Raw genomic sequence first — 15,095 nt, 5'->3', positions numbered from 1 at the left:
CCCTGCACCCCAATGGCGTCAGGGATAGCGACGGCATCGGGCGCTGCCAAATGGCTTCCGACGAGCGGCGCCGAGCGGCAAAGCCCCTAAAACCAAGGCATGGCCATGACCGATATTGTACGGTTGTACAAGAGCGTGAGGCGCTTCGTGCGAATAGACCTTGTAAATCAACAACTTGTTTCGCTACTGGAACGTAAGGTTTTGATGACGGTTTTTTCCTTCGCAATCATGTGGAGGGATGAATGAAGCATAGCGTGATCTTGGGCGCGGGTCTGATGGCGGCAATGCTCGGCGGTTGTTCGAGCAAGGACACGAACGATCAGGCCGCGCAGACCGGCAACGTCGCCGCCGCACCGGCTGCGGCGCAGGCGCCAGCCCAGCCGTCGGCACCGGCACCCGCGGGCCAGCCGCGCACCATCGCGGTCAATGCGCAGGGCGTTGCCCCGGTCGGGCTGACGGTGCGCGTGAAGGGCGTCGAGCTTGGCGTCGACGCGACGATCCTCGACGTCAGCGCCTCCTATGGCGGCACGACCAGCAGCGATGTCGACCTGGCCTTCAGCGAGACCTTCATCCGCGACGAACAGGGCAACAAGCTGATGCTGAAGCGCATCCCGGGCAATGAGGATCTGAAGATCCGCGCCGGCCAGCAGATGGACGGGCGGCTGGTGTTCCTGGGCGCGGTGCCGCCCACGGCCAGGACGATCACGCTGGTCCTGAACGACGGCAATGACGGCAACGCAATCACCGGTCCGGGGCTGAACATCCCGATCGACCTGAAGGCAGGTCAGCAATGAGGTTCGCGCCCGGCCGGGCCGGGTTGATCGTCGTTCCGCTGGTGGTGCTGGTCGGATGCGATCCGGCGGCGGCGCCCCTGCCGAGCCTGAAGGATCAGGAGGGCTATTTCCGGCCCGCACCGAATGCGCCCGAGTCCCGGTTCGATCTTGCGGGCAACGACAGCGCGGCCGGCACCTCGATTCCGGAGAGCAGCTTCGGTCCCGCGGGCGGCGAGGAGAGCGACTTCCGCCTGGCCGAGGTCGCGCCCGACCGGCTCGAGGAGACCCGAACGCTGCTGACCGAACTCAAGGCGAAACAGGATAGCGACCGCTCGATCCGATTCTCGCTGCCGGCCGACATTCTGTTCGATTTCGACAAGTCGACGCTGCGGCCGGACGCGGAGACGCCGCTGGCGCGGGCGCAGCGGCTGATCTCCGCCTATCCCAGGGCGCCGCTGCGGATCGTCGGCTATACCGATGCGAAGGGCGACGATGCCTATAATGACCGCCTGTCGCTGGCGCGCGCGAACAGCGTTGCGGCGCGGCTGGTGCCGGGCAAGACCCGGGCGGCGGCGGTCGAGGGACGCGGCGAACGCGATCCCGTCGCGCCGAACGCGAAGCCTGATGGAAGCGACGATGCCGCAGGGCGTCAGTTGAACCGGCGGGTCGAGATCATCCTTTCGGCACCGGCCGAGGCGCAGGGGAACTAGGATGAGTTTGACCATCATCCAAAGCGAGAGCCCGTCGGAGGCGGACCGCGAGGCGATCCTCGCCCCGCTGCGCGCCTATAATATCAGCCATGCCGGCGATCCGCGCATCAGGCCGGTCGCGCTGGTGCTGACCGATGAGGCGGGCAAGAAGGTCGGCGGTCTGTGGGGCAGATGCTCCTATGATTGGATGTTCGTCGAACTGCTGTCGGTTCCCGAGGGGCATCGCGGCGGCAATCATGGCCGGGCGCTGATGGCGCAGGCGGAGGCAATCGCGCGCGATCATGGCTGCGTGGGGATGTGGCTGGACACGTTCGAGTTCCAGGCGCGGGGGTTTTACGAGAAGCTGGGGTTCGAGCTGTTCGGGACGCTGGAGGATCATCCGGTGGGGAGGCGGCGGTTTTTTCTGCGGAAGCGGTTCTAAACTTCCTTGCTCTATGTGGTGCGGGAAGAGAGTAAGGCGCAGTCCCACTCAACCTTCCCACTGCCTGCGGCAGCGGGCCCCTTCCTTCTCCCACAAGGGTAGAAGGAGTTTGGGTTGCGCCTAATTCCCTCTCCCCTTGTGGGAGAGGGAGGGAGCCCGCGCAGCGGGCGGAAGGGTGAGGGGGAGTTGGACTCGCTCCTCCCTCAGTCCTCCGAATGCCCATGGCCGTCGCCGCGGGCGAGCATGCGGGCGAAGCCGGAGGTGCCGGCGTCGGCGCCGGCGCCTTCCCACCAATAGGGTGCGCGCGTTGCGGTGCCGGTGACGACTTCGTCCATCGTCGCGGCATCATAGAGGCGGCCGCCGAGCATCACGCGACTGATCTTGTCGCTGTTGCGGATGTCCCGGGTCGGGTCGGCGTCGAGGACGACGAGGTCGGCGAGCTTGCCGGTCTCGATCGATCCGATGTCCCTGGCATAGCCGAGCGAGGTGGCGGGGGCGATCGTCGCGGCGCGCAGCGCCTCGATCGGGGTCCAGCCGCCGCGCACGAAACTCCACAGCTCCCAATGCGCGCCAAGGCCGGCCTGCTGGCCGTGGGCGCCGATCGACACCTGGATACCGCGATCGGCGAGCTTCTTCGCCTCGCGCGCGGTCTCGCCATCGACATAATCCTCTTCGGGCGCGATCGGGCGGCGGGCATTCTGCGCTTCGAGCAGGGCGGGCGGGGCGTGGCGCGAGAGCAGCGGGTGGCGCCAGACATCGCTGTGCGCGCGCCAATAGGGATCGCCGGCCAGCCCGCCATAGGCGACGACGAGGGTCGGCGTGTAGTTGACCTTGGTCTGTGCCCACAGGCTGAGCATGTCCTCGTAGAACACTTCCACCGGCACATTATGCTCGACGGTCGAGTTGCCGTCCTGAACCAGCGAAATGTCCTGCGTGAAGAGCGACCCGCCCTCCGGCACGACGTGCATGTTCTCGGCCTGGGCGGCGGCGACGACCATCTGGCGCTGTTCGCGGCGCGGCTGGTTGTAATTCTTCACGCTGTGCGCGCCCTGCGCCTTCAGCCGCCGGACGGCCGCCAGCGCATCATCATAGCTGTTGATCTCGGCATAGACGTCGGCCGCCTTGGCGCCATAGATGATCTCGCCGGTCGAGAAGATGCGCGGCGACAGGTTGCGGCCGGCGCGCTGGCGTTCGGCCGCGGTGAAGATTTCCGCCGCCCGCGACGAGGGGTCGTGGATCGTCGTCGTGCCCAGCGCAAGATTGGCGATCGAGGTCCAGTTCTGCTGCGGGACCAGGTCGTCCTCACCCTGCGGGCCGTGCGCATGGGCGTCGACAAAGCCGGGGACGATCGTCTTGCCGGCGACATCGATGGTCTTCGCGCCCGCCGGGATCTGGACCGACGCGCGCGGGCCGACCGCAACGATGCGGTCGCCGCGGATCAGAATCGTCGCATCATCGATGATGCCGCCATCGGCCTGGACCATGGTGACGACGCGCGCGCCGGTCAGCGCGACCGTGCCGGTGGGCCGGTCGGCGGGAACGGTCATCGACAGCGAGACGCCCTGGCGCACCGGCTCGAACTTCGGCGCATCCTCGCCGGCGGGGGCGGTGCGGAACAGCGACGCGGTCGTCGCGGTGAACAGGGTCGGCCCGGTCGACCAGTGGATCTGGCGCCCGTCCTGCGACCAGTTGATGAAGTCGGCGCCGTCGGCGCTCACCCGGGTCGCGGGCAGCGGCCCGCCCTTCGGCCCGACCTCGACACCCTGGGTGCCGGGCATCAGCGGCATGACAAAGGCTTCGTAATTCTGGCGGAAGGCGAAATAGTCGCCCGCCGGCGACACGACATAGTCGTTGGCCAGATCACCCGTGGCGTGGACGCGCTTCGCGCCGCCGCTCAGGTCGGTGCTGACCAGCTGACGCTTTCCATCGGCATCGCCGACCATGAACAGCCGGTCGTTCGACGCGCCGAACTGCGGCCGGGCGCCGTCCTTGCTCACGCGGACCGGCGTGCCACCGGTCGCCGCCACGCGGTAGATGCCGGGATTGTCGCCGCCGCGTGCCGAGACCAGCCCGCCGCCGCGGCCGCGTTCGAACACGATCGTCTTGCCGTCGGGCGAAAAGGCCGGGCGGGCATAATGACCTGCCGCCGCCGTCACGGTGCGCGCGGCGCCGCCGGTTGCGGCAATCGTGCGGACCTGGCCGAGCCCGGCATCGGTCCAGCTGACGAATACGACCTGGCGTCCGTCACGCGACCAGCTGGGCCACAGCTCGAGACTGGCATCGTCGCCGCCGGTCAGCCGCTTCGGCGTGCCGCCGGAGACGGGGCGGACATAGAGCTTGCCCAGCGTCTCGAACACGACCTGGCGGCCGTCGGGCGAGACGCTTGCCCAGCGCGGCATCCTAGTTTCTATCCGGTCGGGCGAAACCTCGACTCCGGGGTGGGTCGCGTCGGCGACGATTCGGGTGTCGTCGATGCGAAAGGCGATCTCGCGCGCAGCGCCACCATTGGCGTCGATCCGCCGGATCTTGCCGCCGGCCCAGAAGACCAGCGAGCGGCTGTCCGGGGTCCAGGCCATGTTCGGATAGACGCCGGTCACCGCCCAGGTTTCCTGAACGTCACGGTCGAGCGAATCGTAGATGCGGCGTTCGGAGCCGGTCGTCAGGTCCTTGACCCATAGGGTGGTCTTGCCCTGGTGGCGGCGAACGAAGGCGATCGACTTCCCGTCGGGCGACGGGGTCGGGCGGACCGATCCGCCGACGCCGGAGACGGTGGTCGAAACCTCACCGCTTTCGATGTCGTAGCGTTCGATGTCGAACAGGTCGGTGCGCGAATTCTGGGCATATTCGAAGATCGGGCCCGGGGTGAGGTTGCGGACATAAAAGACCGACTTGCCGTCCGCCGAATAGATCGGCTCGCCCAGTTCCTTCTGCAGCCGCTCGCTGGCGCGCTTGACCAGTTGCACGCCGGCGCCGCCCGAGACGTGATAGAGCCACACCTCGCCCGTGCCGAGCGAGCGGCCGGTGGTGAAATGCTTCTTGGCGACGATGAACCGGCCGTCCGGGCTCCAGCTCGGCTGGTTGAGCAGGCGGAACTCTTCCCTGGTCAGCTGGCGCTTGTCGCTTCCATCGACATTCATGATCCAGATATTGTCGCCGCCGCCGCGATCGGAGGTGAAGGCGATGCGGCGACCATCGGGCGAGAAGCGCGGCTGATGCTCATAGGCCAGCCCCTCGGCGATCCGCCTCGGGGTGCCGCCCTCGATCGGCATGACATAGATGTCGCCGAGCAGGTCGAACGCGATCCATTTGCCGTCGCGCGACACGTCGAGGTTCATCCAGGTGCCCTCGCTGACCGCGATACGGACTTCGCGGGTGCGCAGGCCGGCGGGCGCGTTGACGTCCCATTTCGCAGGCTTGGCAGGCGCCGCCGGGGCAGCGGGCGTACGAGCGGCGGGGCTCGGGGCCGGGGTGGGCGCCGCCTGGCCGGCGTCGCGCTGCTGCTGCGCCTCGATTACATCATTTTCGGACGCCTGACCCTGGGCAACCGGCTTTTCGGCGGCTGGCGGCGTGACCTGTGCTGCCGCTTCGCCGGCAGCCAGACAGGCGGCGATCGCCATCGTGACCCGATATTTCATGACCCCTGCATCTCCCTGATCTGATTATGGCCGCGGATGTAACGGCTTTTCCGCAGAGGTCACAGGGGTGTGCTTGCATGATTTCACAATGCGCCGCCCCGGACTGGAAAAAGTCGAAGGCTAATGTCGATCGTCCCTGGCGCAGATAACCTACGATAGTGCCAAGTGCCCGTTTCCGCTGGCAAATCCCGGTGAGGAGGCGCGCAACTTTGGATCCCTTGCCGTTACATCGTTTCCAGCAATTCATCGATCCCGATCCTGCCGAAATTGCCCTGCTCGACTCGATCTGCGGACGGGTCGAGACCCTGCCCGTGCGCGCGCTGCTTCATCGCCAAGGGGACCGGGTGAGCCGGATATTCCTGCTGATGCGGGGCTGGGTATCGAGCAGCGTGGCGGTTCCGGGGGGTGAACAGCAGATCGTGAAGATTCATTTTCCCGGCGACATGCTCGGCACGCCGAGCCTGGTCGTCGAGCGCGCCGCCGAAACGCTCACCGCCCTGACCCCGGTGAGCGTGCGACCGATCCGCTACGAGGATTTCGGCAGGGTCTTCGGGGAGGCCCCGCGGCTGGCTGCAGTCCTGTTCCTGAGCGCACAGCTCGAGCGGGTGGCGCTGATGGACCGGCTGACCTCGATCGGGCGGACGCGCGCGATCAGCCGGCTGGCCGCCTTTCTGGTGCAGACGCATGACCGGCTGCGGCTGGTCGATCCCGATCGGGCGCCGGTGCTCGACCTGCCCCTGACCCAGTCGGAACTGGCCGACCTGCTGGGCATAACGCCGGTGCACATGAACCGGACCTTCCGCGAGCTGGATCTGACCGGCTTCATCGCGCGGCGACGGATGCATATCGAGCTGCGCTCGCTCGTCGATCTTCGTGCGCTGGCGCATCTGGCCGGGCACCGAACGCGGCGCGACCATGGCTGGCTGCAGGGTTCGCCGGTACCGAACCAGCCGCTGACGATCGAGATGGTCGATCCGCGCGGCGGTTGAGCCGACCGGCCTGACGAAGAAAGGGCCCGGTTTCCCCGGGCCCTTCCGATCCGTGCGTGACGGCAGTGCGTTAGCGGCAGCGAACCTGGCCGCGGTCGATCTGCGAGCCGACCGTCGCGCCCAGCGCAGCGCCAAGCAGCGTGCCGATCGTTGCGTTGCGGCCGTTCGACAAGGCGTTGCCGAACAGGCCGCCGGCGACGCCGCCCACGATCAGGCCGGTCGTGCCGTCGTTGCGGCGGCAATAATAGCGCCCGTCGCGGCCGCGATAGATCCGGTCGTTGCGGGTCAGGCGACGCTCGCGATAGTAGCGGCCGTCGCGATAATAATCGTCGGCCCAATAGCTGCGCTCGCCCGGGGGCAGGCGGTTATAGTCATAGTTGCGATAGCGGCGCCAATCGCGACGCCATTCGCGGTTGCGGTCCTGGCGGGCGTCGCGGATATTGTCGCGATAGTCGCGCTGCGCCTCGCGCACGTCGCGGCGGCTGTCGGCGTTGCGAAGGTCGCGGCGATATTCGCGCTGGGCTTCGCGCACGTCCTGACGATATTCGCGATTATAGCTCTGTGCCATTGCCGGCACTGCCGGCAACGTCACCGCAGCAATGGCGGCGGCAAGAAGGAAACGCATCTGAACACTCCTGATCTTTCCGAATAGGGGTGCTCAACGTGCTGGCGCCCGTCGCGTTGCGTGAATGCGATACGACGTCGCGTTCACGCAAGCGACAGGCGCCGTCAGGGGGTCAGATGCGGATGGTCCCGGGATAGGCGAATAGCAGGTCGCTGCCGACTTCCGCCTCGATCTGGGCGCTGCCCTCGACCGTCAGGCAGTCGCCTGCGCGCCAGGCCACGCCGTCGACCACGCCTTCACCCTTGACCGGGATCAGCCAGCCGGTGACGCCGTCGGGCAGGGTGATCGTGCGGTGCCCGCCCGGCCAGCGTTCCAGCACGAATTTCGGGCCCTCGACCAGGATGGTGCGATCGGCCTCGACCCGGCCGGGCATCGGGTGCGGCTCATAGGGGACGGGTTCCGACACGGCGATCCCCTCGTCCAGGTGCAGTTCGCGCGGGCGACCATAGTCATAGAGACGGTAGGTGGTCTCGCTGTTCTGCTGCACCTCGATCAGCGTGATGCCCGCGCCGATCGCGTGGATCGTGCCTGACGCCGAATAGAAGAAGTCGCCCGCCTTGACCGGCTTCCAGTCGAGCAGATGTTCGATCGAGCCGTCGAGCGCCGCCTCGCGAAGCTGCTCGCGGCTGACCGGTTCCTTCGTGCCCAGCGCGATCGTCGAATCGGGCTCGGCGTCGAGGATCACCCAGCATTCGTCCTTGCCGCGCGGCAGGCCCGCGGCATGCGCCTGTTCGTCGTTCGGATGGACCTGGACCGACAGCTTCTCGCTGGTGAAGAGATATTTGATCAGCAGATCCGGGGTCGCGTCGCCTGGCGTCTGGAACCAGATCTCGCCCACCGGATCCTGGTCCGCGGCGGGATCGGGGAAGCCGGGATATAGCCGCATCCGGCCCCAGGGCTTCTCGACGCGGTGGGTAGCGAGCATCGTGGCAGTCACAGAAATCTCCTGGTCAGGTCGTCCGGGTGGCGAACGCATGCCGCCTCAAAAAGGCCCCGAAAAGGCCGCGCGATTCCAGTTGTTCGCAAAAGAAGCTCTGCTAGGAAAGGCGCCATGCGAATTCCCATGTCCCGTGCGTTTGCCCTGACTGCAACTGCAGCCGTTGCGCTCTCCCTTGCCGGTTGTGCGCGTCCCGGGGGCGGGCGGGGCGATACCCCCTATGTCGCGCGCGACGTCGGCACGCTCTACACCGCGGCGAAGGACCGGCTCGACAAGCATCAGTACAAGCTTGCCGCCGCGCTGTTCGACGAGGTCGAGCGCCAGCATCCCTATTCGGTCTGGGCGCGCCGCGCGCAGCTGATGGGTGCGTTCAGCTATTATCTGGGCGGCGAGTATCAGCAGGCGATCCAGAGTTCGCAGCGTTTCCTGGCGGTTCACCCGGGCAACCGCGATGCGCCCTATGCCTATTATCTGATCGGCATCAGCTATTATGAGCAGATCAGCGACGTCACCCGCGACCAGAAGATCACGCAGCAGGCGCTCGATTCGCTGGGCGAACTGATCCGTCGCTATCCGAACACGCGCTATGCCGCCGATGCCCGACTGAAGATCGACCTTGTGCGTGACCATCTGGGCGGCAAGGAAATGGAGATCGGCCGCTTCTATCAGCGTCGCGGCCAGTGGCTGGCGGCGGCGACCCGCTTCCGCACCGTGGTCGAGCAGTATCAGACCACGACGCACGCGCCCGAGGCACTGATGCGGCTGACCGAATCCTACCTCGCGCTCGGCGTGCCCGAGGAAGCGCAGAAGGCGGCTGCCGTTCTGGGCGCCAACTATCCCGGCACCCAGTGGTACGAGCAGGCGTACAAGCTGATGAAGGACAATGAGGACAAGCTGACCGCGACGCCCAAGACGGCCGCGACCGGCAACTGACCGGGCGGCTGCGGCGAAAGCGCGGCCGATCCGATGCACCTTCGAGCCGAAGCCATCGTCCTCGCGGTTCGCGCGCATGGCGAGCATGGCGCGGTCGTGCGGGCGCTCACCGAAAGCGACGGGTTGCAGCCGGGCTATGTCCGCGGCGGCCGTTCGCGCGCATTGCGACCCATACTCCAGCCGGCCAACCTGATCCTGGGCGACTGGCGCGCGCGCACGGAGGATCAGCTGCCCGGCCTGACGGTAGAGCTGATCCACAGTCGGGCGCCGCTGTTCCGCGAACCGCTGCCCGCCGCCGCGCTCGACTGGGCGACCGCACTGACCGCCGCGGCGCTGCCCGATGGGCAGCCCTATCCGCGGCTGCACAGCGCGCTGGACGGCGTCCTGTCGGCGGTCGAGGCGGCACCGGCGGCGCGCGGCTGGGCGGTGGCGCTGGTGCGCTACGAACTACTGCTGCTCGCCGAACTGGGCTTCGGCCTGGACCTGCAGTGCTGCGCCGCGACCGGGGCGACCACCGATCTGGCATTCGTCAGCCCGCGCAGCGGAAGCGCGGTGAGCGTCGGTGGCGCCTATGGCTATGAGGATCGATTGTTCCCGCTGCCCATGTTCCTGACCGAGGGCGGGGCGGCCGAGTGGGACGATATCCTGGCGGGATTGCGCATCACCGGACACTTCCTGGAACGCGACGTGCTGATCGGCCGCGGCGCGGAGGTGCTCGCGGCGCGGTCACGGCTGGTCGACAGGCTGAAGCGGGCAGTTGCCTAACGCCGCGGGATCGGCAAAGGGCGCTCGGGAATTTCACCGCCCCGGTGCGGGGCGGGCAGACGAGTGAAGGAGTGTCGATGACGCTGATCGCTGTGCTGGCCGGAGACGGCATCGGCCCCGAAGTGACCGCGGAGGCGCGTCGCATCCTCGAGGCGGTGGTCCCCGGGCTGGACTATGAGGAAGCGCCGGTCGGCGGCGCGGGTTATCTCGCCTCGGGCCATCCGCTGCCCGACGCGACGCTCGAGCTGGCGAAACGCTCCGACGCGGTGCTGTTCGGTGCGATCGGCGATCCGCGCTTCGAGAAGCTGGAGCGCCGGTTGCGGCCCGAGGCGGCGTTGCTTGCGCTGCGTTCCGAACTGGGCCTGTTCGCCAATATCCGCCCGGCGACCATCTTCCCCGCGCTGGCGAGCGAGTCGACGCTGAAGCCCGAAGTGGTCGACGGTCTCGACATCGTGATCGTCCGCGAGCTGACCGGCGACGTGTATTTCGGCGAGAAGGGGCAGCGGACCAACGCGGCTGGTCTGCGCGAGGGCCATGACCTGATGCGCTATGACGAAGGCGAGATCCGCCGCATCGCCACGGTCGGCTTCGAGATGGCGAAGCGCCGCAAGGGCAAGCTGTGCTCGGTCGACAAGGCGAACGTGCTGGAGACGTCGCAGGTCTGGCGCGACGTGGTGACGTCGATGGCGGCGGACTATCCCGAGGTCACGCTGACCCATATGTATGTCGATAATGCCGCGATGCAGCTGGTTCGTGCGCCCACCCAGTTCGACGTGATCGTCACCGGCAATCTGTTCGGCGACATCCTGTCGGATCAGGCCAGCATGTGCGCCGGGTCGATCGGCATGCTGCCCTCCGCATCGCTGCGCGCCTGGTCGGGCGATACCGGCATGTACGAGCCGATCCATGGATCGGCGCCCGACATTGCCGGGCAGGGCAAGGCCAATCCCTGCGCCGCGATCCTGTCGGCGGCGATGCTGGTCCGCCACTCGCTGAACGACGAGGCATCGGCGCAGCGGATCGAGGCGGCGGTGTCGGCTGCGCTCGACACCGGCGCGCGCACCGCGGACCTTGGCGGCACCCTGTCGACGCGCGAGATGGGCGACGTCGTTATGCGGGCGCTCGTGTGATCCCTGACCGTCTGGAACTCGCGGTCGTCATCCCGACGTTCAACGAAAGCGCCAACGTCGCCGCTCTGGTGTCGAAGCTGGATCAGGCGCTGGCCGGTCGATCCTGGGAAGCGATCTTCGTCGACGACAATAGTCCCGACGGGACCGCCGACATCGCCCGCGAGCTGGGCCGGTCCGATCCGCGCGTTCGCGTGATCCAGCGGATCGGCCGGCGCGGCCTGTCGTCGGCCTGTATCGAGGGCATGTGCGCGACCGCCGCGCCGGTCGTCGCGGTGATCGACGGCGACATGCAGCATGACGAGACGCTTCTCCCGCGGATGCTCGACGCGCTGGAGGGCGACGAGACGCTGGACGTCGTTGTCGGCTCGCGCTTCGTCGCGGGCGGCGGGACTGGCGAATGGGACCGCGACCGCGTGGCCAAGTCCGCCTTCGCGACGCGCCTGTCGCGCCGCGTGCTGAAGGCTGATCTCAGCGACCCGATGAGCGGCTTCTTCATGATCCGCACGGCGATCGTCCGCAAGCTGGTGCCGACCCTGTCGGCGATCGGGTTCAAGATCCTGCTCGACATCATGACCGCCAGCCCGCGGCCGTTGAAGTTCGCCGAGCTTCCCTATGTGTTCCGCACCCGCGAGCTGGGCGAGAGCAAGCTCGATTACGTCGTCGCGATGGAATATCTGATCGCGCTGTACGATCGCATGTTCGGGAAGATAATTCCGGTGCGCTTCGTGATGTTCTCCGCCATCGGGGCGCTGGGCGCGGCGGTCCATTTCGTCGTCCTGGCCCTGTCGTTCGGCCTGGACTTCATCAATTTCCTGCAGGCGACGATCATTGCGACCATCGTCGCGATGACGTTCAACTTCTTCCTGAACAACGCGCTGACCTATCGCGAGCAGCGGCTGAAGGGGGCGGCGGCGTTGTTCGGCGGCTGGGTTTCCTTCTGCCTCGTCTGCGCGGTCGGCGCGATCGCCAATATCGGCGTCGCCTCGTTCCTGTTCGATGTCGAGCATGGCGACTGGCGCTTCGCCGCGCTGGCGGGGATCCTGGTGTCCGCCGTGTGGAATTTCGTGCTGTCGTCGCGCTTCGTGTGGGGCCGTTACTGACGCGGCGTCACATCCAGCTCTTGAACCACATCCAGCGATGGAAGGCGCTGCCTTCCGAAAGCGCGGCGCCCGAGATGATCGGATAGAAATAGAGGAACATCACCAGCGAGGCAGCGGCGAACCATTCCTCCAGCCCCCGCCGCCGGGCGAAGTCGAAGCTGTGGAACGCGACCGCCAGCGCCAGGCAGATGAACATCGCCGAGAGGTGGTAGTAATAATAGAAGCCCAGCGACTTGGGGATCACGATATAGATCGCCAGCGAGGCGATCCACAGCAGCGCCACCGCGAGCGGCGCCATCCGCCGGGTGCGGAACCAGGACCACAGGCAGGCGAGGACGGCGACCAGGCCGCCCCACATGATGATCGGGTTGCCGACCAGCAACACGCCGCGCTGCGCCCCGTCGCTGAATTCGTAGAAATACCAGATCGGCCGCAGCATCAGCGGCCAGCTCCACCATTGCGACTGATAGGTGTGCGGCGGCAGGACCTGGGTCTGCAGCTCGTACATTTCGCGCTGGAACGGGATCAGCCGGGCGAAGGTCATCGGCTCGACCTCGTAGAAGAAGGCCGGCCAGAAGGTCGCGAAATAGACCAGGACGCTGACCACCCCCATGACCAGCAGGCCGGGGACGGTCGCGATCCCGGTCCAATGAATCTGGCCCTTGCCGCCGACTGCGGAAAGCGGCGGCTTGCGCGCCTTCATAGCATCGCGCAGGCGCAGCACCAGGAAGGCCAGCCCGGCGAGCGCGACATAGGGGATCGCCGCCCATTTGACCCCCACCGACATGCCCAGCAGCACGCTGCCCGCGATCCAGCGCAGCCAGGCGGCGCGCGAATCGGGTGCCTTTGCGGACCACAGCATCAGGACCAGCGCCCAGAGAAGGAAGGCGCCCAGGAAGACGTCGAGCATCGCGATCCGCGCCTGGATGAACAGGACCTGGTTCAGCATCAGCAGCACGGCGGCGACCACCGCCGGGCGCATCGCACCGAGCAGCAGCAGGATGAAGGCATAGCCCGCAACGACGCTGGCGGTGCCGGCCAGCGTCGCGATGATCCGCCAGCCTAGGGCATTGTCGCCGAACAGCCAGATCCCCAGCGCGATCAACTGCTTGCCGAGCAGAGGATGCTCGACATTGCGCGGGATGTTCATCTCCATCAGCGTCTTGGCCGCGGGAACGTAGTGCATCTCGTCGAAATAGGGGGTGATCGGCCGCCCGAGATTCACCATGAACAGGATCTGGGCGACGACCGCGATCAGCAGGCCGACGGTGAAGGGGCGTTCGGCAAGTGCCTTGAAGAGCGCGGCGGGCATGGTTCGTTTCGATAGCGGATGATTTCGCTTGCGTCATGCCGTGCCATGACTTTCTTGACGCAAGGCGCCCGCCGGACGCAAAGCGTGCGCCATGAAGCGTCATACCGGACAGGACCGTAGCGTCACCCAGAACTGGAAGCCCGCAACCCAGGCGATCCGGGGCGGCACCATGCGATCCGAATGGGGGGAGACCAGCGAGGCGATCTTCCTGACCTCGGGCTATGCCTATGACTGTGCCGGCGATGCTGCAGCACGTTTTGCCGGCGATCAGACCGGCATGACCTATTCGCGGCTGCAGAACCCGACGACCGAGATGCTCGAGCATCGCATCGCGCTGCTCGAGGGCGCCGAGGCGTGCCGGACGATGGCGAGCGGCATGGCGGCGATGACCGCGGCGCTGCTGTGCCAGCTTCAGACCGGCGACCATCTGGTCGGCGGCCGCGCCGCCTTTGGCTCGTGCCGCTGGCTGACCGACACGCTGCTGCCCAAGTTCGGGATCGAGACCACCGTGGTGGACGCGCGCGACCCGCAGCAGTTTGTCGATGCGATCCGACCCAATACCAAGGTCTTCTTCTTCGAGACGCCGGCCAATCCGACGATGGACGTGGTCGACCTGCGCGCCGTGTGCGGCATCGCGCGCGAGCGCGGCATCACGACGGTGGTCGACAATGCCTTCGCCACACCGGCGCTGCAGCGGCCGATGGACTATGGCGCGGACGTCGTCGCCTATTCCGCGACCAAGATGATGGACGGGCAGGGCCGGGTGCTGGCCGGCGCCGTCTGCGGAACCGAGGATTTCGTCACCAACACGCTGTTGCCCTTCACCCGCAACACCGGCCCGACGCTCAGCGCGTTCAATGCCTGGGTGGTGCTGAAGGGGCTGGAGACGCTGGACCTGCGCATCATGCGGCAGAGCGAGAATGCGCTGAAGGTCGGACGCTTCCTCGAAGGGCGCGTGTCGCGGGTGAATTTCCCCGGACTGCCCAGTCACCCGCAGCATGAGCTGGCCATGTCGCAAATGGCGGCGGCCGGGCCCATCTTCTCGATCGAACTCGATGGCGGCCGCGCCCAGACGCACGGCCTGCTCGATGCGCTGCAGCTCATCGATATCTCGAACAATATCGGCGACTCGCGTTCGCTGATGACGCATCCGTCATCGACCACGCACAGCGGCGTCGAGGAGAGCAAGAGGATCGAGATGGGCGTGACAGAGGGGATGCTCCGGCTGAACGTCGGGCTCGAGGATCCGGAGGACCTGATCGCCGATCTCGACCAGGCGCTGCGGGCCGTCGGCCTATGATGAAGGCGCTGTTCGCGAACGAGGCGGAGACGCGCGGGATCGTGGTCCGCGTCGCGGTCTCCTATCTGCCCGAACAGTCCGAGCCGCAGCGGGGCCGCTGGTTCTGGTCCTATCATATCCGGATCGAGAATGAGGGGCCGCAGACCGTCCAGCTGCTGACCCGGCACTGGATCATCACCGACGGCCGCGGGGCGCGCCATTCGGTCGAGGGCGAAGGCGTGGTCGGCGAACAGCCGGTGATCGCGCCGGGCGCCAGCTTCGACTATGTCTCGGGCTGCCCGCTGGCGACGCCGTCCGGCAGCATGCAGGGCAGCTACCGCATGATCGGCGAGGATGGCGAGAGCTTCGACGTTGCGATTCCGAAATTCGCGCTGCTTGCGCCTGCGGTGATCGGGTGAGGGTGCGTCAGGCCGATAGCAACACATCCCTGGCCCCTCCCTTCCAGGGAGGGGAGAGTGGAGCAGG

At 67.0% G+C, this 15,095-nt stretch carries 14 protein-coding genes; 10 read left to right on the top strand and 4 right to left on the bottom strand.

Annotated elements, in window-relative coordinates:
• Nucleotides 1-242 precede the first annotated feature (242 nt).
• From ACZ1H8_RS02965 to ACZ1H8_RS02955, 3 genes are read left to right on the top strand one after another with little or no spacing between them, the layout of a single operon-like run.
• Nucleotides 243-794, top strand: coding sequence for a hypothetical protein (locus ACZ1H8_RS02965; RefSeq protein ID WP_465179920.1), 552 nt, complete (start codon nt 243-245; stop codon nt 792-794).
• Nucleotides 791-1,483 carry an OmpA family protein gene (locus tag ACZ1H8_RS02960; protein WP_465179919.1) on the top strand — a complete coding sequence of 231 codons (693 nt, stop codon included), beginning with the start codon at nt 791-793 and terminating at the stop codon, nt 1,481-1,483. The genes ACZ1H8_RS02965 and ACZ1H8_RS02960 overlap by 4 nt, the downstream gene beginning before the upstream one ends.
• A 1-nt stretch (nt 1,484) precedes the next feature.
• On the top strand, nt 1,485-1,904 hold the full coding sequence (locus tag ACZ1H8_RS02955; protein ID WP_465179918.1) for a GNAT family N-acetyltransferase: 420 nt from the start codon (nt 1,485-1,487) through the stop codon (nt 1,902-1,904).
• Nucleotides 1,905-2,107: 203 nt separating this feature from the next.
• On the opposite strand, the gene ACZ1H8_RS02950 is transcribed toward ACZ1H8_RS02955, so the two are convergent.
• Nucleotides 2,108-5,539: an amidohydrolase family protein gene (locus ACZ1H8_RS02950; protein ID WP_465179917.1), complete on the bottom strand. Its 3,432-nt coding sequence runs from the start codon at nt 5,537-5,539 to the stop codon at nt 2,108-2,110.
• Nucleotides 5,540-5,757: 218 nt separating this feature from the next.
• On the opposite strand from ACZ1H8_RS02950, the gene ACZ1H8_RS02945 reads away from it, so the two are divergent.
• A complete protein-coding gene (locus ACZ1H8_RS02945; RefSeq protein ID WP_465179916.1) occupies nt 5,758-6,528 on the top strand; it encodes a Crp/Fnr family transcriptional regulator in 771 nt (256 codons plus the stop codon).
• A 70-nt stretch (nt 6,529-6,598) separates the two neighbouring features.
• On the opposite strand, the gene ACZ1H8_RS02940 is transcribed toward ACZ1H8_RS02945, so the two are convergent.
• Nucleotides 6,599-7,153, bottom strand: coding sequence for a glycine zipper 2TM domain-containing protein (locus ACZ1H8_RS02940; protein WP_465179915.1), 555 nt, complete (start codon nt 7,151-7,153; stop codon nt 6,599-6,601).
• Nucleotides 7,154-7,265: 112 nt separating this feature from the next.
• On the bottom strand, nt 7,266-8,090 hold the full coding sequence (locus tag ACZ1H8_RS02935) for a class I mannose-6-phosphate isomerase (RefSeq protein ID WP_465179914.1): 825 nt from the start codon (nt 8,088-8,090) through the stop codon (nt 7,266-7,268).
• Between the two features lie 114 nt (nt 8,091-8,204).
• Between ACZ1H8_RS02935 and ACZ1H8_RS02930 the strand changes: the two genes are divergently transcribed.
• From ACZ1H8_RS02930 to ACZ1H8_RS02915, 4 genes are all read left to right on the top strand, one after another.
• Nucleotides 8,205-9,023, top strand: coding sequence for an outer membrane protein assembly factor BamD (locus tag ACZ1H8_RS02930; protein ID WP_465179913.1), 819 nt, complete (start codon nt 8,205-8,207; stop codon nt 9,021-9,023).
• A gap of 33 nt (nt 9,024-9,056) precedes the next feature.
• Complete coding sequence (recO, locus tag ACZ1H8_RS02925) at nt 9,057-9,788, top strand: DNA repair protein RecO (RefSeq protein ID WP_465179912.1); 732 nt, start codon at nt 9,057-9,059, stop codon at nt 9,786-9,788.
• Nucleotides 9,789-9,865: 77 nt separating this feature from the next.
• A complete protein-coding gene (gene leuB, locus ACZ1H8_RS02920; RefSeq protein ID WP_465179911.1) occupies nt 9,866-10,918 on the top strand; it encodes a 3-isopropylmalate dehydrogenase in 1,053 nt (350 codons plus the stop codon).
• Nucleotides 10,918-12,018, top strand: a complete 1,101-nt coding sequence (locus tag ACZ1H8_RS02915) for a glycosyltransferase family 2 protein (protein WP_465181324.1) — start codon at nt 10,918-10,920, stop codon at nt 12,016-12,018. The genes leuB and ACZ1H8_RS02915 overlap by 1 nt, the downstream gene beginning before the upstream one ends.
• A gap of 7 nt (nt 12,019-12,025) precedes the next feature.
• Here the strand turns inward: ACZ1H8_RS02915 and ACZ1H8_RS02910 are convergent, their stop codons facing one another.
• Nucleotides 12,026-13,330, bottom strand: coding sequence for a phospholipid carrier-dependent glycosyltransferase (locus ACZ1H8_RS02910; RefSeq protein WP_465179910.1), 1,305 nt, complete (start codon nt 13,328-13,330; stop codon nt 12,026-12,028).
• 91 nt (nt 13,331-13,421) lie between these two features.
• On the opposite strand from ACZ1H8_RS02910, the gene ACZ1H8_RS02905 reads away from it, so the two are divergent.
• Nucleotides 13,422-14,630 (top strand): trans-sulfuration enzyme family protein, encoded by a 1,209-nt coding sequence (locus ACZ1H8_RS02905; RefSeq protein ID WP_465179909.1) that lies wholly within the window; start codon nt 13,422-13,424, stop codon nt 14,628-14,630.
• Nucleotides 14,630-15,028, top strand: coding sequence for a Co2+/Mg2+ efflux protein ApaG (gene apaG / locus ACZ1H8_RS02900; RefSeq protein WP_465181323.1), 399 nt, complete (start codon nt 14,630-14,632; stop codon nt 15,026-15,028). Before ACZ1H8_RS02905 ends, apaG begins: the two co-directional genes overlap by 1 nt.
• The last annotated feature ends 67 nt before the right edge of the window (nt 15,029-15,095 follow it).

Source organism: Sphingomonas sp. BL-S-25 (assembly GCF_055521555.1).
The sequence above is the reverse complement of the archived record's forward strand: the minus strand, read 5'-3'. Positions and strand labels throughout refer to the sequence as shown.

Coding starts and splice junctions, on each gene's coding strand:
- ACZ1H8_RS02965 (WP_465179920.1), top strand. CDS start 243: ATGAAGCATAGCGTGATCTTGGGCGCGGGTCTGATGGCGGCAATGCTC.
- ACZ1H8_RS02960 (WP_465179919.1), top strand. CDS start 791: ATGAGGTTCGCGCCCGGCCGGGCCGGGTTGATCGTCGTTCCGCTGGTG.
- ACZ1H8_RS02955 (WP_465179918.1), top strand. CDS start 1,485: ATGAGTTTGACCATCATCCAAAGCGAGAGCCCGTCGGAGGCGGACCGC.
- ACZ1H8_RS02950 (WP_465179917.1), bottom strand. CDS start 5,539: ATGAAATATCGGGTCACGATGGCGATCGCCGCCTGTCTGGCTGCCGGC.
- ACZ1H8_RS02940 (WP_465179915.1), bottom strand. CDS start 7,153: ATGCGTTTCCTTCTTGCCGCCGCCATTGCTGCGGTGACGTTGCCGGCA.
- ACZ1H8_RS02930 (WP_465179913.1), top strand. CDS start 8,205: ATGCGAATTCCCATGTCCCGTGCGTTTGCCCTGACTGCAACTGCAGCC.
- recO (WP_465179912.1), top strand. CDS start 9,057: ATGCACCTTCGAGCCGAAGCCATCGTCCTCGCGGTTCGCGCGCATGGC.
- leuB (WP_465179911.1), top strand. CDS start 9,866: ATGACGCTGATCGCTGTGCTGGCCGGAGACGGCATCGGCCCCGAAGTG.
- ACZ1H8_RS02910 (WP_465179910.1), bottom strand. CDS start 13,330: ATGCCCGCCGCGCTCTTCAAGGCACTTGCCGAACGCCCCTTCACCGTC.
- ACZ1H8_RS02905 (WP_465179909.1), top strand. CDS start 13,422: ATGAAGCGTCATACCGGACAGGACCGTAGCGTCACCCAGAACTGGAAG.
- apaG (WP_465181323.1), top strand. CDS start 14,630: ATGAAGGCGCTGTTCGCGAACGAGGCGGAGACGCGCGGGATCGTGGTC.